The 20,649-nt window shown below is 67.7% G+C and carries 22 protein-coding genes; 18 read left to right on the top strand and 4 right to left on the bottom strand.

The genetic code is table 11. The features are described 5' to 3' along the window. A partial coding sequence (locus WEB06_15580) for an isochorismatase family protein (protein ID MEX2557033.1) occupies positions 1-645 on the top strand: 645 nt, incomplete at its 5' end. Beyond that, positions 642-1,559, top strand: a complete 918-nt coding sequence (locus tag WEB06_15585; protein MEX2557034.1) for a proline dehydrogenase family protein — start codon at positions 642-644, stop codon at positions 1,557-1,559. The genes WEB06_15580 and WEB06_15585, both read left to right, overlap by 4 nt. Here WEB06_15585 and WEB06_15590 read toward each other — a convergent pair. After that, the gene (locus tag WEB06_15590) at positions 1,525-2,316 is read right to left on the bottom strand and encodes a class I SAM-dependent methyltransferase (GenBank protein ID MEX2557035.1); all 792 of its coding nucleotides are present in this window, start codon (positions 2,314-2,316) and stop codon (positions 1,525-1,527) included. The two genes, WEB06_15585 and WEB06_15590, sit on opposite strands and share 35 nt — an antisense overlap. Positions 2,317-2,362: 46 nt before the next feature. Here WEB06_15590 and proC point away from each other — a divergent pair, with 46 nt between their 5' ends. From proC to WEB06_15650, 12 genes are all read left to right on the top strand, one after another. Further along, on the top strand, positions 2,363-3,181 hold the full coding sequence (gene proC, locus WEB06_15595; GenBank protein ID MEX2557036.1) for a pyrroline-5-carboxylate reductase: 819 nt from the start codon (positions 2,363-2,365) through the stop codon (positions 3,179-3,181). Between the two features lie 52 nt (positions 3,182-3,233). Next, on the top strand, positions 3,234-3,824 hold the full coding sequence (locus WEB06_15600) for a GNAT family protein (GenBank protein MEX2557037.1): 591 nt from the start codon (positions 3,234-3,236) through the stop codon (positions 3,822-3,824). Positions 3,825-3,868: 44 nt separating this feature from the next. Next, complete coding sequence (locus WEB06_15605) at positions 3,869-5,356, top strand: aldehyde dehydrogenase family protein (GenBank protein MEX2557038.1); 1,488 nt, start codon at positions 3,869-3,871, stop codon at positions 5,354-5,356. Positions 5,357-5,364: 8 nt separating this feature from the next. Further along, complete coding sequence (locus WEB06_15610; protein ID MEX2557039.1) at positions 5,365-6,240, top strand: alpha/beta hydrolase; 876 nt, start codon at positions 5,365-5,367, stop codon at positions 6,238-6,240. Positions 6,241-6,291: 51 nt separating this feature from the next. Continuing rightward, complete coding sequence (locus tag WEB06_15615) at positions 6,292-7,458, top strand: acetoin utilization protein AcuC (GenBank protein ID MEX2557040.1); 1,167 nt, start codon at positions 6,292-6,294, stop codon at positions 7,456-7,458. After that, entirely contained in the window at positions 7,458-7,673 is a 216-nt protein-coding gene (locus tag WEB06_15620; GenBank protein MEX2557041.1) for a hypothetical protein, read from the top strand. The genes WEB06_15615 and WEB06_15620 overlap by 1 nt, the downstream gene beginning before the upstream one ends. A 22-nt stretch (positions 7,674-7,695) precedes the next feature. After that, the gene (locus WEB06_15625) at positions 7,696-8,478 is read left to right on the top strand and encodes a phosphatase (GenBank protein ID MEX2557042.1); all 783 of its coding nucleotides are present in this window, start codon (positions 7,696-7,698) and stop codon (positions 8,476-8,478) included. A gap of 71 nt (positions 8,479-8,549) precedes the next feature. Next, positions 8,550-8,750, top strand: a complete 201-nt coding sequence (locus WEB06_15630) for a helix-turn-helix domain-containing protein (protein ID MEX2557043.1) — start codon at positions 8,550-8,552, stop codon at positions 8,748-8,750. A gap of 108 nt (positions 8,751-8,858) precedes the next feature. Then, positions 8,859-9,743, top strand: coding sequence for a polynucleotide 5'-hydroxyl-kinase (locus WEB06_15635; protein ID MEX2557044.1), 885 nt, complete (start codon positions 8,859-8,861; stop codon positions 9,741-9,743). A 41-nt stretch (positions 9,744-9,784) separates the two neighbouring features. Further along, on the top strand, positions 9,785-9,883 hold the full coding sequence (locus WEB06_15640; GenBank protein MEX2557045.1) for an AURKAIP1/COX24 domain-containing protein: 99 nt from the start codon (positions 9,785-9,787) through the stop codon (positions 9,881-9,883). A 24-nt stretch (positions 9,884-9,907) separates the two neighbouring features. Continuing rightward, positions 9,908-10,639 carry an alpha/beta fold hydrolase gene (locus tag WEB06_15645; GenBank protein ID MEX2557046.1) on the top strand — a complete coding sequence of 244 codons (732 nt, stop codon included), beginning with the start codon at positions 9,908-9,910 and terminating at the stop codon, positions 10,637-10,639. A 4-nt stretch (positions 10,640-10,643) separates the two neighbouring features. Beyond that, complete coding sequence (locus WEB06_15650) at positions 10,644-11,474, top strand: SAM-dependent chlorinase/fluorinase (GenBank protein ID MEX2557047.1); 831 nt, start codon at positions 10,644-10,646, stop codon at positions 11,472-11,474. Here WEB06_15650 and WEB06_15655 read toward each other — a convergent pair. Continuing rightward, positions 11,471-12,040 carry a hypothetical protein gene (locus tag WEB06_15655; protein MEX2557048.1) on the bottom strand — a complete coding sequence of 190 codons (570 nt, stop codon included), beginning with the start codon at positions 12,038-12,040 and terminating at the stop codon, positions 11,471-11,473. The two genes, WEB06_15650 and WEB06_15655, sit on opposite strands and share 4 nt — an antisense overlap. A gap of 109 nt (positions 12,041-12,149) precedes the next feature. Here WEB06_15655 and WEB06_15660 point away from each other — a divergent pair, with 109 nt between their 5' ends. The 4 genes from WEB06_15660 (at position 12,150) to WEB06_15675 (ending at position 17,053) form a co-directional block, all read left to right on the top strand. Further along, a complete protein-coding gene (locus WEB06_15660; GenBank protein MEX2557049.1) occupies positions 12,150-13,169 on the top strand; it encodes an NAD-dependent epimerase/dehydratase family protein in 1,020 nt (339 codons plus the stop codon). Continuing rightward, a complete protein-coding gene (locus WEB06_15665; GenBank protein ID MEX2557050.1) occupies positions 13,169-14,164 on the top strand; it encodes a 1-acyl-sn-glycerol-3-phosphate acyltransferase in 996 nt (331 codons plus the stop codon). The genes WEB06_15660 and WEB06_15665 overlap by 1 nt, the downstream gene beginning before the upstream one ends. 76 nt (positions 14,165-14,240) lie before the next feature. After that, positions 14,241-16,292, top strand: a complete 2,052-nt coding sequence (locus WEB06_15670) for an oxygenase MpaB family protein (GenBank protein MEX2557051.1) — start codon at positions 14,241-14,243, stop codon at positions 16,290-16,292. Continuing rightward, entirely contained in the window at positions 16,289-17,053 is a 765-nt protein-coding gene (locus tag WEB06_15675) for a DUF2071 domain-containing protein (protein ID MEX2557052.1), read from the top strand. The genes WEB06_15670 and WEB06_15675 overlap by 4 nt, the downstream gene beginning before the upstream one ends. Here the strand turns inward: WEB06_15675 and WEB06_15680 are convergent. Both WEB06_15680 and WEB06_15685 read right to left on the bottom strand, forming a co-directional pair. Next, complete coding sequence (locus WEB06_15680; GenBank protein ID MEX2557053.1) at positions 17,050-20,163, bottom strand: AAA family ATPase; 3,114 nt, start codon at positions 20,161-20,163, stop codon at positions 17,050-17,052. The two genes, WEB06_15675 and WEB06_15680, sit on opposite strands and share 4 nt — an antisense overlap. Before the next feature lie 72 nt (positions 20,164-20,235). Further along, positions 20,236-20,649 (bottom strand): hypothetical protein (locus tag WEB06_15685; protein ID MEX2557054.1); only part of this gene is annotated, 414 nt, incomplete at its 5' end.

The following is a 20,649-nucleotide window of genomic DNA, read 5'->3' on the forward strand; positions in this document are numbered from 1 at the left end:
GGGGGGCTCTTCGCTGCTAGCATGACCTCGGCTCCTCTTCATGCGAGGGAGGCGTTCCCGGTGGCGACCTACGACCCCAGGGCGGCCTTGTGCGTCACCGATGTGCAGAACGACTTCGCCGACCCGACCGGCGGCCTCTACGTCCCCGAAGGCGAGAAGGTCGTTCCGCTCGTGAACGACGCGATCCTGCGGGCCCGCGCCGCCGGGGCTTTCGTGGTCTACACGCAGGATTGGCACCCGGCCGCCACGCCGCACTTCGCGAAAGACGGCGGCGTCTGGCCGGTGCACTGCGTCCGCGACACCTGGGGCGCCGAGTTCCACCCCGAGCTCACGGTCGAGGGACCGGTCGTTCGAAAGGGCACCGCGGGCGAGGACGGCTATTCGGGGTTCACGGTCGCCGACCCGAGGACCGGTGATCGCTCGGCGACGCAGCTCGACCGGCTCCTCCGTGAACGACGGGTCCGCGTTCTTGTCGTCGTCGGCCTCGCCACCGACTACTGCGTCAAGGCGACCGCGCTCGACGCGGTGGCCGGCGGCTACACGACGATCGTCCCGCGCGAGGGCGTCCGCGCCGTCGACCTCGAGCCCGGCGACGGCGAGCGAGCCTTGGATGAGATGCGAGCCGCCGGCGTGGTCGTCGAATGAACGGCCTGCGGAGCGTCATCCTCGCGGTTGCCAACCGGCCTTTGGTCAAGCGGCTGGTCACCGGGGGAGCCGGCCGGCGCGTGGCGTTGCGGTTCGTCGCCGGCGAGGACCTCGAGGACGCACTCAAGGTCGTGAAGGCCCTGAACGAGCGGCGCATGACCGCCTCGATCGACTATCTGGGGGAGAACGTCACGGACGCCGCGACTGCCCAGGCGGCAACGAAGGTGTACCTAGAGGCGATCGACCGGATCGAGGCGGCAGGACTGCGCGCGAACATCTCGGCGAAGCTGACCCAGATGGGGCTCGATATCGACGAGGAGTTCGCCCTCGGCAATGCGGCCGTGGTCGCGGCGAGGGCAGCGGAAGCGGGCAGCACGCTCACCCTCGACATGGAGGACCATCGCTACACCGACCGGACCATCGACACGGCGCTCCGGCTCGCTCATCGCTATCCGGAACGTATCGGGGTGGCGGTTCAGACATACCTCTATCGAACGGTCGCCGACGTCGACCGTCTCAACCAGTCCGGTGTGCAGATCCGGTTGTGCAAGGGCGCGTACCGGGAGCACAAGCGCATCGCATACCAACGACGACAAGACGTCGACGCGGCGTACGCCCGGCTGCTGGTGCGCCTGCTCGAGGCGAACGTCTATCCGATGATCGCCACGCACGACGAGCGGCTGGTCCGGTTCGCGTTGCGCCACGTCGAGCGGCTCGGCCGCGACCCACAGACGTTCGAGTTCCAGATGCTGCTCGGCGTGCGGCGCGACTTACAGGAGCAACTCGTCGAGCAGGGCTACCGGGTTCGCGTCTACGTGCCCTTCGGAAGCGAGTGGTACCCCTACTTCATGCGCCGGCTGGCCGAGCGCCCGGCAAACATCAAGTTCTTCTTGCGCCAGCTCTTGAGCGGGTAGTGGGTCGACCCGGCTTGCGCGCTTTCCAGATGCAGGTCCCCGGTATCACGCTCGTGCGCCGCCAGCGGAACTGCGGCCAATCCCAGTGTGTGCCGCCCTTCGGCGTCTGGGGTTCCACGAGGTCCTCTAGCACGAGTCCCGCTCGCGCGAAAGCCCGTACCCAATCGCCGTAGGTCCGCTTGAACTCGTAGGTGGGATCCACGCCCTTGTCGACGAACGGCTTGCGGTCGAAGTAGGGACGCACGAACCGCAGCAGTGGGGCTTCTCCCTCGAACGTCATGCAATCCATGATCGGTGACTGCCACGAGAACGCGCAGAAGCCGCCGGGCCGCAGGACCCGGGCCACCTCCGGCAACAGCTTCTCTATGTCGATGAAGCCCACCGCGAAGTCGCTCACGACGATGTCGAACGACCTTCCCCGGAACCGAGACAGGTCTTCGGCGTTCCCCCGCACGAGCGTGTAGCCGACGCCGGCTCGCCGGATGTTGTCTCGTGCGTGACGGAGCTGCTGCGCCGACAGGTCGATCCCGGTCATCTTCGCCCCGCGCTTCGCGAGCTCGATGCCGAACTGGGCCGCTCCGCAACCGACCTCCAACACGTCCTTTCTGCGAACGTCGCCGAGCACCCCGAGCTCGTCCTCAGAGAACCGGTTCGGGCCCCAGCTGAGTTCGCCGTAGGCCTCGGCGCCGCCGATCGCGCGCTGGTATCGCCCGGCGCGATAGTTCCAACCTTTCCGATTCATCGCGATCCGATCCATGTCCATCAGCCTATCGGCGAGCGCACCGTGCGGTACCATCACCGAGATGGACGGCAAGCTTGCGATCCTGGGCGGCGGCAAGATGGGCGAGGCCCTCATGTCCGGCCTGCTCCGCTCCGGCTGGCGCAGCCCGCGAGACGTCGTGGTAACCGTGCGCCGCGAGGAGCGCGGCCGCGATCTGGCCGAGCGGTACGGCGTCGCCGTCACGCTCGACAACCAAGCAGCCATTCGCGAGGCCGACATCGCGCTGATCGCGGTGAAGCCCCAGGACATGGAGGCGCTGGTCTCCCAGATCGCCCCGGCCGTTCGGATCGACAACCTTCTGATCTCGATCGCCGCCGGTATCCCCACCGGGTTCATCGAGCGGCGCCTCACCGTCGAGGTGCCGGTCGTTCGCGTGATGTCGAACGTGCCGGTGCTCGTCGACGAAGCCATGAGCGCGATCGCGGCCGGCGCCCACGCCGACGAGAAACACCTCGCCATCGCCGAGGAGATCCTTTCGCATGTCGGCCGCGTGGTGCGGCTCGCCGAGAAACATCTCGATGCCGTCACCGCGACGAGCGGCTCGGGGCCCGCGTACTTCGCGCTGCTCGCCGAGGCGATGATCGACGCGTGCATCCTCCTCGGGCTGTCGCGCGACGTCGCGACGGAGCTGATCGTGCAGACCATGCTTGGCTCGGCGAAGCTGCTGCGCGAGACGAAGATGCATCCGGTGGAGCTGCGCGAGTTGGTCACCTCTCCCGGCGGCACGACGATCTCGGCGATCCGCGAGCTCGAGAACGCCGGCGTCCGCGCGGCGTTCCTGAACGCCATCAACGCGGCCTGCGACCGGGCACGAGCGCTCGCCACCGGCCCCGAGGAATAGCCGCCGGAGAAACCCGTCGCGTCCGCCAGCCGTGCGGGGGTAGCCTTTCCCCATGCAGCGCTACGCATTCACCACCAAGGATGGGAGGGCGGGCGTCGTGCGGCCGGCTCTGCCCAAGGACGCCAAGGCGTGCTTGGCGGTGGTGTGGGAGGCGACCAACGAGCGGCCGCGAACCCTGATGACCTCGCCCGAAGAGTTCTGGTCCCCCCGGCAGTGGCGCAAGCACCGGAGGGGTTGGGAGCCCGACGGCGTCTGGCTGGTGGCCGAGGTGGAACGAAAGGTTTGCTCGAGCCTCGGTGCCGAGCGCGGCAAGCGCCCGCGCGAACGCCACGTCGCGGAGTTCGGCATCACCGTCGGCAAAGCGTTCCGCGGGATCGGGGTCGGCCGCGCGATGCTCGACGCGCTCGAAGTGTGGGCCGCCGAGGTCGGCGTGGAGCGGATCCAGCTCCGTGTCTTCGACAACAACGCGCGTGCGCGCGCCTTGTACGAGCGCATGGGTTACGCAGATGAAGGCGTCGAGCGGCTCGCCGTCAAGTTCCCCGACGAGTACATCGACGCCGTCCGGATGGCGAAGCTCGTCGGCGGGCCGCCTTCCGTCACGGATCGTCCCGCTCAAAGACCGGCGGCTCGTCCCCTCCCGTAGCGCCGGGCTACGATGAGCCCTCTGACGAGCTGACGGAGGGCGAGATGGCAGAAGAGTTTCCGGACATCCTGGCCGGCGGCGAGTGGATGACCGGCCACTCGGGCGAGCTGTTCGAGGATCGCAACCCCGCCGACCGCGACGACCTCATCGCGACCTTCGCGGCCGGAGACGCGGTCGACATCGACGAAGCCGTCGGGGCGGCGAAGGCCGCCTATCCGGGATGGCTCGAGACCCCTGCGCCGAAGCGCGCCGACTACGTCTATCGCGTCGGGCTCCTCCTCGAACAGCGGAAGGAGGAGCTCGCGCACCTGATGTCCCGCGAGATGGGCAAGACGCTCCGCGAGAGCCGCGCCGACATCCAGGAAGGCATCGACTTCGCCGTCTACATGGCGGGGGAAGGGCGCCGGATGTTCGGCGTCACCACCAAGTCCGAGCTCCCCAACAAGTTCTCGATGACCGTCCGCCATCCGATCGGCGTCGCCGGCCTCATCACTCCGTGGAACTTCCCGATAGCCATCCCGACGTGGAAGCTGTTCCCGGCGCTCATCGCCGGCAACACCGTCGTCTTCAAGCCGGCCGAGGACACGCCGCTGCTCGCGCTCAAGCTCGTGCAGATGTTCGAGGAGGTCGGGATCCCGCCGGGCGTCTTGAACTTCGTGACCGGCCTCGGCGAGGAAGCCGGCGCCGCGCTCGTCGATCACGCCGGGGTGCGCTGCATCTCGTTCACCGGCTCGCTGGACGTCGGACGTCAGATCAACGAGAAGTGCGGCCGGATGATGAAGCGCTGCTCGCTCGAGCTCGGCTCGAAGAACATCCTGATCGTCATGCCCGACGCGGACCTCGACCTGGCCGTCGAGGCCGGCGCGTGGGGCGCGTTCGCGACCAGCGGCCAGCGCTGCACGGCGACGAGCCGCATGGCGATACACAGCTCGATCTACGACGAGTTCTCGGACCGGCTCGTCAACCGCGTTCAGCAGTACAAAGTCGGGCCCGGCACCGACCCGTCGACCGACCTTGCGGCGGTGATCAACGAGAAACAGAAGGAGCGCGTACTCTCCTACATCGAGATCGGCCAGTCGGAGGGGGCCAAGATGCTGACCGGTGGGCATGCGCTGGACGACGGCCCGTACGCGAAGGGCAACTTCATCGCGCCGACCATCTTCGGCGGTATGACGCCGAACATGCGGATCGCGCAGGAAGAGATCTTCGGTCCCGTGACCGGTCTCATGGAGATCGGAAGCGTCGATGAGGCGATCGAGGTCGCGAACTCGGTCCAGTACGGGCTGTCGGCCTCGATCTACACGCACGACATCAACAACACGTTCAAGGCGATCGAGAAGCTCGAGTTCGGCGTGGTCTACATCAACGCGCCGACGATCGGCGCCGAGGTGCAGCTTCCCTTCGGCGGGATGAAGTCGACCGGCAACGGGCACCGCGAGGCCGGCCCGGTCGCGCTCGACGAGTTCACGGAGTGGAAGGCCGTCAGCGTCGACTACTCGGGGAAGCTCCAGAAGTCGCAGGGCATCGACTGATCATCCGCGTGCGCGAGCTCACCGTGCGTCGAGGAACCGTTCGGCTCGCCGCGCGCTCTTTCGGCAACCGCGGCCCCCATGTCATCCTGATCCATGGGCTCGCATCGACGCAGCACATCTGGGACCTCGTGGTGCCGTTGCTGGAGCGCGATTTTCGCGTGACGACCTACGACCACCGCGGGCACGGTGAATCGTCGCGGCCCTCGAACTACTCCTTCGACGAGGTTTGCGACGACCTGGCTGCCGTCGCGAGAGCGGTCGGGGCGAAGCGGCCGCTGGTCGCCGGCCATTCCTACGGCGCGAACGTGAGCATCGAGTACGCCGACCGGCATCCGAAAGCGGTGGCCGGTGTGGTGTGCGTCGACGGTGGCATGGGGTCGATGTCCGAGATCATGTCCTGGGAGGAGGCGCGCGTCGCGGCCGCGCCGCCCCCGCTCGCCGGCGTGCATATCGACGAGATCTTGGCGATGGTTCGCCGTCAGGTCGGCCGGCGCTGGTCGCCCAAGATGGAGCACATCGCGCGTTCGCTCTTCTTCATCGACAAGAAGGGTCACGTGAAGCCGTGCCTTTCGCGGGCGAACCACATGAAGATCCTGCGCGCGATGTATCGGCAGAGGCCGAAAGAGCTGCTGGCCCGGATCACGATGCCGACTTTGATGTACTGCGCTCGCCCGCGCAGGCACGTCACGGACGAGGAGCGCGACTTCTACGAGATGAAGAAGCGTGCCGTCGCAGAGATCCGTCGCTCGAACCCGCGCGTGAAGATCGAATGGGTCACCTCGATCCACGACATCCCCGTCGACCGGCCGACGGAGCTCGCGGAGCGTGTCAAGCGCTTCGCGCTGCGCAAGGTCGGACCGAGGGCCGCTCGGAGGGGTGGCTGACATGGCTGACATGTCAGCCATGTCAGCCGTGCTCTCGACGAAGGTGCACCCATGAGCCGTCGGGTCGCGATCACCTGGGACGAGGCGCTGGTCGCGTACGACTTCGGGCCCCAGCACCCACTCAAGCCGATCCGGGTGAAGCTCACCGTGGAGCTGGCCCGCGCGTACGGGTTGCTCGACCTGTCGAACGTGGAGGTGGTGAAGCCGCGAAGCGCGAGGCGAGACGAGCTCGAGCTCGTCCATTCGCCCGCGTACATCGATGCGGTCGAGCGTATCGGCCGGGCCGCGACGGATCCGTACGGCAACTACGGCTGGGGGATCGGGATCGGCGACAACCCGGCGTTCCGCGGCATGCACGACGCCAGCGCGCTCGTCGCCGGTGCGTCACTCGTGGCCGCCGAGCAGGTCGCCTCCGGTGCAGTCGAGCACGCGTTCAACCCGGCCGGCGGCCTCCATCACGCGATGCCCGACCGCGCGAGCGGGTTCTGCATCTACGACGACCCCGCCATCGCGATCCGCCGGCTTACCGGCCTCGGCGAGCGGGTGGTCTACATCGATGTGGACGTTCACCACGGCGACGGCCCGCAATTCATCTTCTACGACGATCCGGAGGTGATGACGATCTCGCTGCACGAGTCCGGCGAGTACCTGTTCCCCGGAACCGGCTTCCCGAAGGAGATCGGAACGGGTCCGGCCGAAGGCACGAAGGTCAACGTCGCGCTGCCGCCGCTGACGGATCACGATGGCTATCGCGCAGCGTTCGAGCGCATCGTTCCGCCGCTCGTCGAGTCGTTCAAGCCGTCGATCCTCGTGACGCAGCTCGGCTGCGACACACACGCGACCGACCCGCTCGCCCACCTCGCGCTCATAACGGACACCTATCGCTGGATCGCAACGACGCTCCACCGGCTGGCCCACCGCGTTACCGGCGGCCGTTGGCTAGCGCTCGGAGGCGGGGGCTACCAGATCTACACCGTCGTCCCCCGCGCGTGGACGATCTACGCTGCCGAGATCATCGGCGCGGAGCTCGACGACCGGCTTCCCGAGGCGTGGCGCGAGCTCGCGCTCGAGCACGGAGCGCCGCCCGAGCTTCCAAGCACCTTGTCGGATCCCGAGGTTCGCGCTCCCGAGGGCCGCCTCGTGCAGGCGCGGGAAGAGGCGCGCGCGGCAGCCGAGCGGACCGCCTCGGCCATCTTCGGCTACCACGGGCTCGTCTGATGTTCGGCGACGAGATCGGGACCATCCAAGGAGTGCGCGCCTTCGATCTCCACGGCGTCATCTACTACGACCTCGCCATCACGTTCGACGACGAGCGCACGGAAGACGCCCGACTCGGCTCGGAATCGGTCGCCACGGGACTGAAGGCCGGGGACCGCGTCCGGGTGATGCGCGCCGGGTTCATGATCATCCAGGTCGCCCGAGAGCAAGACTGAGCCCGCCGGTACACTGAGGTCGATGCCCCCGATCCTCTCAGAAGACGACCGCGCCCGGCTTCGCGAATATCTGGTCACCACCCTGGTGGCCGGCCCCACCAAGACCCCACGCTCGAACGCCGTTCGCAACGCCGAGCTGCTGGCGGCCGGCGACCCCGACAAGATGCTCGGCTTCTCCTACGACGGCCTCGAGGCGCAAGAGGTCATGGACGCGGTCGCGGCACTGTGCGGCTGCTCCGCCGACCTGACCGAGCGCGACGGGCCCGGCTACATCGACCCCAACCGGACCCTCGACGAGCTCGAAGCGATGGCCGCCCGGCTGCGCGAGGCCGCGCGCCGGGGGGAGCGGGTGCTGCTCTGCACCGGCCATCCGACCGGGCCGCTGCCCCTGTACATGGCGGTCTCCAGGACACTGGCGGAATCCGGCTGCAAGGTGCTGACCCCGGCCGAGGGGGTCAAGTTCGGGCACGACCATCGTGGCCGGCGGCTGCGGGTCTTCTACCTCGACGGGGTCGGGGTCCTCTCCGACGGCGCGGCGCTGCTGCACACGCACTCCGGGGAACCGATGGAGAACCTGCTCGAGACGAGCGAGCCTCCGGATCTGATCATGGCCGACCACGGCTTCGCCGGCGCGGCCATCGAGCGTGGCTTCGAGGTGATCGGCTTCAATGACGTCAATGACCCGGCCCTTGCCGTCGCCAAGGCCCGGCGAAAGATCGAGGTCCTCGTGCCGCTGGACGATAACGTCTCGCCCGCCCTGTATCAGCCTCTGACCGAGGTACTCGTCCGGACGATACGGCACTAACGGCACAACTTCCCTTTCTCCCCAAGCAATGCGGGTGTTACCATGCCTGCACGTAAGCGGAAGGAGAACGGTTGGCGAGGTCTTCCTCGCCCAGCGGCCCCCGATTTCTTACCGCCCTAGAGGTCGCTGAGCGCATGCGGGTTTCAAAGATGACCGTCTACCGTCTGATCCGGGCGGGGAAGCTTCCTGCCGTCCGGATCGGCCGAGCATTCCGGGTCCGGGAAGAAGACGTCGAGTCCTACCTCGATGCGAGCTACGTGACTGCCGTCTGAGATAGCGATACACCGCGCAACGCACCCGACCCGGTGCGGCATCCGACCCGCGGGCCTCTCGGCCGCCTCCACTGATGGCTGGAGATTCATGACCGTGAGGCGAGTTCAATGGATGCCTACGAAACCCTCATCGCGCGCGTCGTCGAGAAGGGCGGAACCGCCGTCGCCCTCGGCGGCATGGACTCGGGAAAGACGACCTTCTGCAAGATGGTCGCTGCCGTCGCCGTCCGCGTCGGGCGGACCGTCGCCTATGTAGATACCGACGTCGGCCAGACGACCGTGGGTCCGCCGACCACGATCGGGCTGAAGTACATCCGCGAGGACTCCGACCTCACCTCCGAGGGGCTGTCCCGCCCCGATCAGATCTACTTCGTCGGCGACACCAGCCCGCAGGGGCACCTGCTGCCGCTGGTCGTCGGCTCGTCGAAGCTGACCGAAGAGGCGCGCCGCGCCGGCGCCGAGGTGATCCTGGTCGACACGACGGGTCTCATCGGTGGCACGCTCGGTCAGATCCTCAAGTTCCACAAGCTGGAAGCGCTTCGGCCCGACTGGGTGATCGGCTTCCAGCGCGGCGAGGAGCTCGAGCCGATCCTCGGGATCGTGCGACGCACTATGCCGGTCGAGGTCGAGTGCATGCCGATCCCCGACGGGGTCCGCATCACCAACGTCGACGAACGGATCGCCAACCGGCGCGAGAAGCTCAAGGCGTTCTTCGAGCCGCCGGTTCACCGCTGGAAGGTGAAGTCGAGCGTGTTCCTGCCGCAGCTCCCGCCCGACGTCGACCCGGCCAAGCTCGATGGGCTCCTGGTGGGCATGGAGGACGGGAAGGGCACGTGCATGGGGCTTGGGATCCTCGAGTACCGCGAGGACGGGCTGAAGATGATCTCGACGGTCGCCGAAGGGGCGAAGGCGCTGCGTGTCGGCTCGACCAAGGTGACGGCCGATTTCGACACGCATCGGATCGATCTCCGGGAGCTGTTCGTCTCGGATTAGGTTTCCTGCTAGCATCCGCGGGACCCCCGACGAAGGAAAAAATGGGCTCGATCATCAAGAAACGCCGCAAGAAGATGCGCAAGCACAAGCACAAGAAGCTGCTGAAGAAGACGCGCTGGCAGCGGCGTCAGAAGACTTAGCCGCGCCCGCGGCTACCCTCACGGGTGCCACTCCGTCGAACGATCGCCGTTTCGCTCGGGATCGTCGTCGTCCTCCTGCCCTCGGCCTGCAGCAACGACGAACCGCGCCGGATCGTCGGCTCCGAGATCACCATCCCGGCACCCGCCGAGTCCGGCAGCGCCCAGATCATCCAGCTCCACGGTTTCGAGCGCGGCGAAGGCCCGGTCGGGGTCGTACTGGCGCACATGCTGGGATCGACCCAGGATTCCTGGATCCTGTTCGTCGAGGAGCTCGTTGAGCGAGACTTCCACGTGCTCACGTTCGACTTCCGCGGTCACGGCATCTCCGGAGGGGAGCGCAACCCCTCCCTCGCAGCGCTCGACCTCGGGGCTGCGGTGGAGAGGCTCCGCGCGCTGGGGGTCTCGAAGATCTTCGTGATCGGTGCGAGCATGGGAGGCACGGCGGCCCTCGTGGTCGCGGCCGGACAGGAGCTCGAGGGGGTCGTCGCGATCTCGGCACCGATGTCGATCGACCGGCTCGACGCGAGCGAGGCCGTCGGGATGCTCGACGAGCCTTCGCTATTCATCGTCGGGGAGAACGACGATAAACGTTACACCGAAGCCGCTCAGCAATTCGCTGCCCTCGCCCCCGCGCAGAAGCGCCTCCAGGTGATCGACGGCAGCGCGGCGCACGGAACGGATCTGCTGACCGAGGAAGCGAGCAGGCAGCGGGTCACCGACCTGATCATGGATTTCCTCATCACCTACCGGGAGTGATGCGATGACGCTCTCGTTCCGCTTCGTCACCTTCACGAGCGACTACGGGCTGGAAGACGAGTTCGTCGGCGTCTGCCACGGCGTGATCAAACGATTTGCGTCCGAGGTGCAGATCATCGACATCTCGCACGCGCTCCCGCCGCAGGACGTGCGCGCCGGCGCGAACGTCCTCGCGCAGGCGGTCCGCTACATGCCGCCGGCCGTCCATCTGGCGATCGTCGACCCCGGCGTCGGCACCATGCGACGAGCGGTCGTGATCGGGACGCGCGCCGGCCCGCCGTTGGTCGGCCCCGACAACGGGCTGCTTTGGCTGGCCGCGGAAGCGCTCGGCGGTGCCGCCCAGGCGCACGAGATCACCCGCGACGACCTCTGCCTGATGCCGGTGAGCAAGACGTTCCACGGCCGCGACATCTTCGCCCCCATCGCGGCACGCCTCGCCCTGGGCATGCCACCGGAGGAGGTCGGCCCCCCGCTGGACGTCGCCGAGCTGACCCGGCTCGAGCTTCCCGTGGCCAAGGTCGACGACGACCACGTCCACGGGGTCGTCGTGCAAACGGATCACTTCGGGAACCTGCAACTGAACGTCCATCGTGAGGACCTCGAGGGCGTGGGCGTCATGCTCGGGGACGACCTGGAGTTGCGCGTCGGCGGCAAGGCCCACTACGTGCAGTACTGCACGACGTTCTCGGAAGTTGCGGCGGGCAGGCTCGCGGTTCTCGAGGATGCCTATCGCCGGATCGCCGTCGTCGTGAATCGCGGCAACGCCGAGAAACGCTTGGAGGCGCACCGCGGAGATCACGTGATCCTCGCCCGCGCTCAGAAACCCGCGAGCTAAGCCCCCGGCTTCTCAGGCGGCGTAACGGGCTGCGTTAGCAATTCACTCAATCGCAGCGGTGTTCCCCTTGACCGAAGCATCCGGTCGTAGTTCTCGATGTTTCCTCGCAGTGGACCGCCCAGGGTCATACCGATCAGGCCGAACGGCAGCCCCACGAGATAGAGCCAGCGGACTTCGCGTAGAAAAACGCAGACGAAGCCAAACAACACGGTGGCTTCGCTGAACGCGAAGCTGACGAAGAAGCGTTGCATGAACGATTCGAGAAGCGTTTCACTGGTGGAGCCGGTTAGAGGTCGCCTTCTGAGGGAGTAAACGCTGGCGAGCGAAACGGTACCCATTAGCACGATGACCGAGGGAAAGGGCCCGGGATCCCCTTCCCACGGGATGAGGAAGTTCAAGACGAAGAAGAAGAGGAACAACGAGGTCACGAGCGACAACCAGATAGCTCGGATCTGCGTCAGCCTGGTGAGCCCGGCGGTAGCGCGGCGACGGAGCACATTCCATGGCAAGAGCCCGCGCCCGTAGAGCTTCAGTACAGATTTCCAACCTGGGTCTCGTCCGTCCATCTTCTCCTCGGTTGAGTCGTCCCTCCAGCCCGACTATCCTGACATCGGATTTGATCGCAAGCACTCAAGGGGAGTCCTTCTGACCGGCCAGCGCATCCTCATCACCGGGATCTCCCGCTTCCTCGGCGGCCGCCTTGCTCAGCGACTCGAGCAGGACCCTGATGTCGCCAGCATCATCGGCGTCGACCTCGAGGAACCCCAGGTCGAGCTCACCCGGACCGAGTTCGTGCGAGCGGACATCCGCAACCCGCTCATCGTCAAGGTCTTGCAAGCGACCGAGGTCGATACGGTCGTTCACTCGTCCGTGATCGCGACGCCCGGCGCGGTCGGCGGTCGGTCGGCGATGAAGGAGATCAACGTCATCGGCACGATGCAGCTCTTCGCGGCGTGCCAGAAGGCCGAGTCGCTGCGCAAGGTCGTCATGAAGTCCACCACCGCGGTCTACGGGAGTGAGCCCACCGACCCCGCGGTCTTCTCCGAGGACATGTCCCCCCGGTCCCAGCCGAGGACCGGCTACGCCAAAGACGCCGTCGAGGTCGAGGAGTACGCGCGCGCGTTCGGTCGCCGGCGCCCCGACGTGGGGCTGACGATCCTGCGCTTCGCCAACTTCATCGGTCCGATGATCGACACGCCGCTGACCCGCTACTTCTCGCTGCCGGTGGTTCCGACGGCGCTCGGGTTCGACCCGCGGATGCAGTTCCTGCACGAGCAGGACGCGATCGAGATCCTCTACCAGGCGACCCGTAACGACCACCCCGGCATCTTCAATGCCTCCGGCGACGGGGTCATCTATATGTCGAAGGCCGTGCGTATGGCCGGCAAGGCCGCCCTGCCGGTCTTCGTGCCGCTCATGGGGCTCGTGGCCGCAGCCGTACGGCAGACCGGCCTCGTCGACTTCTCGTCGGATCAGATCAAGTTCCTCCTGTACGGGCGCGTGGCCGACGTCGACCGGCTCAAGAAGCGCTTCGGCTACACGCCCGAGTTCACGACCGAAGAGGCCTTCAAGGACTTCATCGCGAAGCGCAAGATCGCGAAGATCTTCTCGAACGAGCAGGCCGCGCAGTGGGAGCGCGACCTGTACGAGTTCCTCGCGCGGCGCGGGTTCGTCTCCGCGGAAGAGAGCGTCTGATGGCGAACGGTCGCGTCGTCCCGATCGAGCAAGGCCGCCGCGTCGAGCGTCCGCGATGCGCGGCCCGCAACGCCGACGGGAAGCTGTGCCGAAACCTCGCCGACGAGTCGGGCTACTGCCGCAGGCACCACGACACCGCCCGCGAAGCCCGGGAAACCCCGACCGCGTTCCAGGCCTGGCTCGCCGACGTGCTCGCGTTCTCGCGCCGCCGGCTGACCGGCGACTATCCAATCGACGACTTCGGCTTCGACCGCGATCTCACCGAGAACGTCCTCCTTCCGATCTTTCGGCCGCTCTTCGAGCGCTGGTTCCGCGTGGACCAGGTCGGGGTCGAGAACATCCCCGCCGCCGGGCCAGCCCTGCTGGTTGCGAACCACTCGGGGACGGTGCCGATGGACGCGCTGATGATGAAGTACGGCGTGTACGAGGCGACCGGCCGGCACGTCCGGCTCCTCGCCGCCGACCTCGTCTTCACGCTTCCGGTGGTTAGTGAGATCGGGCGCAAGAGTGGCAACACGCTCGCGTGCGAGGAGGACTCGACCCGGCTGCTCCGCGCCGGCGAGGCGCTCGGCGTGTTCCCGGAAGGGTTCAAGGGGATCGGCAAGCCCTTCCGCGAGCGCTACAAGCTGCGCCGGTTCGGACGCGGGGGATTCGTCGAGGTCGCGCTGCGCACCGGCGCACCGATCATCCCGGTGTCGATCGTGGGCGCTGAGGAGATCTATCCGATCGTCGCCGACATCAAGCCGCTCGCCCGCCTGCTCGGCTTCCCATACTTCCCGATCACGCCGTTCTTCCCCGCACTCGGGCTGCTCGGCGCGATCCCGCTGCCGTCGAAGTGGATCATCGAGTACGGCGAGCCGATCGAGACCGCCGGGTTCGACGCCGAGGCGGCCAACGACCCGATGTTCGTCTTCAACCTCACGGACCAGGTCCGGGACGCGATCCAGCAGACCCTGTACCGGAACCTCATGCATCGCCGCGGCGTCTTCTTCTGATCCGCTGAGCGATTCCTCACACCGCCCTTTCCCCGGGCCGCGCTCCCATGGAATACTCCGCGGACGGGGGATGTCCATGACCGCAAGCAGGTTCGCGATCGAAGCGGCGAAGCGTACGAGCGTCGTCCGCGATGATCCCGAGGAACGCTACCGGCTCGCGAAGGCGTTCTACGACGCCACGACCGGCCCCGAGATCGAGGGATACGGTCGCGCCGAGCTGGCGTTCATGCGGTGGGAGATCGAGCGCGGTGTGCTCAACGCGCCGCACGCCCGCGTCCGTCCGGGATCGCCGTGGTGGCGTGCCGTCAACGAGCGGATCATCCGCGATGCGCTCGAGGCGAGCCTTATCGCCCACGAGGGCTCGGGCGATCCGTCCACGGACGCCGTCGCGCTCTGGGTGGGCTTCCTCAACGCTCCGTCGCCCGTGACCTGGTATCGCGCGCACAACTCCAGCGTGCTTGCCGGCTACACGGAGGCCGCGCACGTGGCCGCCCGCGAGCGCCCTTCGGAGCAATTCTTGATGAACCTCGTACTCGCGCGCGTCCTGTACGCGCAGGCCCTTGCCGAGGGGGAGCCGTTCGCCGTCGGCGGCGACCCGTTGATCGCCCGCTTCCTCTCCGACCCGCGCTCACCGGCCGTTCCCGTGGTCATGGACATCCCCGATTTCTATCCCCGTACCTATCCGCTCAACGCGCTCGAGGAAAGCCTGCTCGAGCGGCGCGCGCGTTCGAGCGAGGACGAGGCGCTCGCGCTGATCGATCAGGAACCCTGCGCCAACCTCGACGTGTTGTTCGAGTTCGCCTCCAAGTCGCTCAGCCTTCCCGACATCGCGCGCTTCGTCGACCGCAAGCTTCCGTGCTACCCGCACGGGCTCCTCACGGACCCACACCCCGACGGACGCATGCGCTGGCTCCCGTGGCTGGCGCCCGAGCTCGCCGAGGGGAGCCGGTGGAGCGATCAGCTTCTCGACCGGATGCGCCTCATCAAGGATCCGGAAGCGGACGAGATCGTTGAGGCGTACTTCGAAAGCGCTGCGCTCGGCGGTCCGCACGCGTTCTTCCGCCAGCTCGTCGAGCATCACGAGCTTCCGCCGGAGGAATGCTCGCCGGCCGTCGCCGGATACCTGGCCGAGCGACCCCCATTGCCGCACTGGGCCGACCCCGACTTGATGCGCCTCGGCGAGGACTTCTTCGGCCGGTGGGGCCTCTACGTACCGCTCGTCTTGATGTGCTCGTCGCTTCCGGAGTGCTACGCGGCCGCCAAAGGCGTCCAGGTGCTTCAGCTCACGGCGCGGCTGGCGAGCGATACGAAGCGCCGCGTCGTCGAGACCGCCCAGATGGTGCTCGACGTCATGGCGCCGGGGGGCATGCAGCCCGGCGCCCGCGGCTACCGCACCGTTCGCAAAGTGCGATTGATGCACGCCGGCGTCCGGTATCTGATCGAGAACGACCCGCGGATCCTCCGGACGCCGGACACGACCCAAGGGCCCCGGTGGCTGGCCGAGTGGGGCGCGCCGATCAACCAGGAGGACCTGGCCGGCACGCTCACCGCGTTCAGCTGGACGGTCCTCACCGGCCTGGCGACCCTCGGCGTCCCGGTGACCGACGAGGAGACCGAGGCCTTCCTTCACACGTGGAACGTGGTGGGGGCGATGCTTGGGATCCGCGAGGAGCTCTTGCCCAGGGACGCCACCGATGCGGCCGCCCTCTCGGCAAAGATCCGTGCCCGGCACTGGGCTCCGAGCCCGGAGGGCCGCGAGATGACGGCCGCGCTGCTCGAGGTGCTCGAACGGTCGCTCCCCGGCCGCTTCGTCCCCGGTTTCGGCCCGACGATGATCCGCCACTTCGTCGGCGACGAGGTGGCCGACGATCTGGGTGTTCCGCCGCCGAGCAAGGCGCGGTCCGTCTTCCGCTCGGCCTCGCTGGCCGCCGGCGCCGCCGGCCTGACGCAGCAGCGGTCCTGGTTCTTCCGCAAGACCGCGGCGACGGTCAGCCGGGCGCTGCTGCAGTCCTACGCAACGTTCGATCGCGGCGGTGACCGGCCCGACTTCGACATCCCCAAGACGCTCCAAGGCGTGAAGGAACCCGGGATGACCCGGCGTCTCGCGATGCGCGTCGGCAGGCGATGAGCACGCGAACGGTAGCGAAAGAGCGCTACGGTGCGGTGGCCGAGCGGCGCGAGCGTTCGCCGATACCCACACCCGCGGGACACTGGATCCAGGGACAGCGCTGGGAGGATCTGCTCTTCTGCAATTGGCCGGTCTCCGTCGAAGCGGTCCGCCCCCTGGTCCCCGATGGCCTCGACATCGACACCGCGGAAGGAAGTGCGTGGATCAGCGTCGTCCCGATGTGGATGGAGGACGCGCATTTCTACCGGCTACCGCCCCTGCCGTTCATCTCGACCTTCCCCGAGGTGAATCTGCGCACGTACGTCCGCGCCGACGGCATACCCGGCGTTTGGTTCCTGAGCCTCGACACCGAGAGCCGCATCAACGTGGCCATCGCCCGATACGGGTTCCAACTTCCGTACTACTTCGCGCGCGTTTCGATGCAGCGCGGCGCGGACGCCTTCCGTTTCCGGTCTGTGCGACCAGGCGGCGAGGCCGAGCTGGACGTGGAATATCGTCCCGACGGTGAGCTCTTCGAGCCCGGGGAAGGAACCATTGAGCACTTCCTAACCGAGCGCTACTCGATGTATTGCACGATGCGAAGCGGCCGTCTCTTCCGCGGAGACATCCAACACACGCCGTGGACCCTCCGTCGCGCGCAGATGGAGCTGCGGAGCGCCGATCTCGTGAGCGCGATGGGCGTGAAGGTGGGCGGGGAGGATCCACTCGTGTTCTACTCTCCGGCCACCGACGTCGTGCTCTGGAAGCCGATCAGGCTTTAGCGCCCGAGGAGCGCCCGCGCCTCGATCAGGTCCTTCGTTTCGACCGGCTCGGGGAGCGAGTCGAGGCATCCACGCAACACGCGGCGGGATGCATCGTCTCCCTTGAGACGGTAGAAGCTCGCGGCCGCGCGAAGCTCGAAGGGAAGGCTCGGCTGTTCGCGGGCGACCTCGATGGCGCGCGAGAGCTCGGCGATCGTGTCGTCGACCCTGGAGAGCCCCAGCTCGTTCCGCAGCTCTGACCCGACGCGGATCAGTTCCGGCAAGAACACCCGCTCGCCGGTCTCGTCGGCGAACGCCCGCGCGCGCGACACGGCGTCGAGCGCTTCGAGCGGGCGCCCTGCCGCGCGCTCGGCCTCGGCAAGCATCATCAGGTACCACGAGGTGTGCGCGCGGCTGCCGCCGTGGGGGACGAGAGCCAGTCCGCGTCGGATCGTCTCGGTCCCCGCATCCGCGTCCCCTGCGATCGCGATGGCCCAGCCACGCAAGCACGTCGCGTACCGCTCCAGCTCTTCGTAGCCCCGCTCTGCGGAGATCGCGATCGCGGCTCCGGCATGCCGGGCGACTTCCTCCGGGTCGCGCAGCCGGTACGCAAGGCCGGCGACCCAGACCAGGGCAGTTGCGGTTCGGAACGGGTGCGGGTGCGCGGCAACCAGATCGAGCAGCTCGGACGCGGTACGCCGCGCCGTATCGGCGCGCCCGAGGTGCCACTCGGTCCAGGCGCGATAGCCCCACGCGACCACTCCCGGGTCGATCGCTGCGACGTTGATCAGCGACTCATGCCGATCGGGGTCGTAGAGGGCGATACAGCGCTCGATCGATGCGCGGGACTCGTCGATCTCTCCGAGTTGGAACAGGGTCGTTCCGTAGAAGCAATGGGCAACCAGCGCGCGGCTCTTGGAGCGGCCCGCCTCGGTCACGTCGACGAGGAGCGCGGCGGTTTGCCGTGCGGCTTGGTAGTTCGCCAGCACCATCTGGGTGGCGTAGCCGTAGGCGAGGAAGGTGAACCGCTCCGCATCGCTCGTGAGCCAGTGCGACAGCTCCGAGATCCGTGCGTGAAGAACGCGCAGCCGTGGGTCCCCGCCGCCGGAGGCATTCTGGATCAGCGGTCCGAGAGAGAACAGGATCTCGATCTCCCGCCGAACCCGGTCCGGCGATCCGGGAAGCGCGCGAACGAGCTCCAACGCCCGCTGGTAATGGTCGATCGCCTCGTGGAGTGCGTACTGGGCCACGGCTCTTCCGCCGGCTTTGAGCCAATACTCGATCGCCTCTTGGTCGCGCCCGGACTCGGTGAAGTGCGGCGCGGCCAGCTCGGGCCGCGCCTCCACCAGCTCGGAGTAATCTCGCAACAGGACGTCGGCGACCCGGCCGTGGAGCTCGCGCCGGCGCTTCCTCAGAAGCAGCCCGTACGCGGCGTCGCGCACCAGGGCGTGCGAGAACCGGAACGTCTCGATCCCACCGTCGCCCCGCCGCTGCACGATTCCCGCTTCGATCAGCCGCGCGAGCTTGGCGTCGAGCTCTTGCTCCTCCGGCGCCACCGCTCGTATCAGGTCTGCGCTGAACTCCTGGCCGAGTACCGCGGCGAGCTGCGCGACGCCCGCGTCTCGGCCGAGCCGGCCGATGCGCGCGACGAGCAGGTCGTAAACCGTGCCGGGAACCGTTTCCTCCAGTCGCCCGTGGATCACGGCGCCACCTTCTTCGACCGACACAAGCCCGGAGTCGAGCACCGATCGCGTCAGCTCCTCGACGAACAGCGGAACGCCTTCGCTGCGAGCGTGGATCAGCGCATGCGCTTCCCGCGGCAGGTTGGCGCCGGCGACCGAAGACGCGAGTGCGGCAGTGAACGTTGCGTCGAGGCTGCCGACATCGACGAAGCTCACCCGGTGGTCTCCGATCCAGGGTGGCTCGAACTCCGGCCGCGCGGTGAGCACCAGCAGCACCGGCTTGGAGTCGATCCGGTCGGCGATCAGCCCGAGGAGCTCGATGGTCGAGGGGTCGCCCCAGTGGAGGTCCTCGACCGCGATGACCGCCGCCTCACCGCGGCTCAGCATCGTGTCGGCCAAGACATGCATCGCCCGGTAGCGCCGCTCCTCCGGGGACGCCTCGACCGCCGGCGGCCGTGCCTCCGGCACGAGGACCTCGGCGAGCAACGCCGCGGCGTCCGGATCAGAGGATCCCGTGTCGGCCAAGTGATCGCGCACCTGCTGGAGCCGGCGCTCCGGCCCGTCGGCCGGGTCCAGCCCGGCCTCGCGCTGCAGGTAGTCGACCACCGGAGCCAGCGGGCTCACGACGTCCTCGATGGTGCAGTGGAGGTCGGCGACCGCGGCTCCGGACGCTCGCGCGTGCTCGAGCAAGGATAGAGCGATGCGGCTCTTGCCGATCCCGGCCTCACCCCGGAGCAAGATCGCGGTTCCGCGACCCGCTTCCGCTTGCGCCCACGCCTCGTTGAGACGCGAAAGCTCGGTCTCGCGATCGATCATCGGGGGAAGCCCGAGCGGCAGCGCCGCCCGCACCCGATCCTTCGCCCCAGTCTCGGCTACAACCTTGGCGACCGCGATGGGCTTTGCGATGCCTTTGAAGGATCGCTCGCCGAGCGGCTCGAGATGGAACCACCCTTGAACGAGCGAGCGCGTACCTTCCCCGATCACCACGGACCCTTCCGGGGCGATCGCCTGCAGCCGTGCCGCGAGGTTCACCGTCCTCCCGAGCGCCCAGATCGGCTCCCGCGACTCGCCGACGGCCTCCCCGATAACAACCAACCCCGTCTCGATACCGACCCTGCAGGTCAGCTCGATCTCTGCCGCCAGCTGCGCGCCGAGGTCGGATACGGCGGTGATCAGGCCGAGTCCGGAACGGACCGCCCGGATCGGGTCGTCCTCGTGCATGGTGGGATAGCCGAAATAGACGACGAGCCCATCGCCGAGGTAATCGGCGAGCCATCCCCCAAGCCCCTCGATCACTCGCGAGCACGAGTCGTAGTAGGCATGCATGACGTCGCTGTAATCCTCGGGGTCGAGGGAGTCGGAGAGCCGCGTCGAGCCGACGAGATCGCAGAACAGCACGGTGACGCGGCGTCGCTCGCCGCCCGGATCGCGGGTCGGTTCCGGTGTCACGCGGCCTAGTGTGCCACCCCGAGGCCGTCGAGCCCCTACGGGGCAGGAACCGGGGCTCGACCGCGAGGCGCCTCAGATGCCGCGGAGCATCTCTCCGACCCGGCGGACCTGCTCCGCCGTCGACAGTGGCATGTTGAAGATGAAGTACTCGACCCCGACACCTTCGAGCTCCTCGAGCTGGCCGAGGATCTCCTTCTCGGTTCCCACGTTGAATCCGCCGACCCCACGCTCTCCGGCCACTTGGGCCAGCATCTCGAGCGTGGCTCGGGTCTGCTCCTCGGTTTCGGTCAGAACCAGTGTGGACAGCCTGGTCTTGAGGATCGCGTCGTAGTCGCGCGAGGCCTCGTCGCAGTGCCGGCGGAGGGTTTCGAGCTTCTGGGCGTACGTCTGCGCGTCCCCGATGAAATTCCACATGTCCGCGTAGCGCGCCACCGCTCGAAGCGTCCGCTTCTCGCCGCCGCCGCCGAACATGATCCGCGGGCCGCC

Source organism: Actinomycetota bacterium, assembly GCA_040905475.1.
In the GTDB taxonomy this organism is placed as follows: Bacteria; Actinomycetota; AC-67; order AC-67; family AC-67; genus DATFGK01.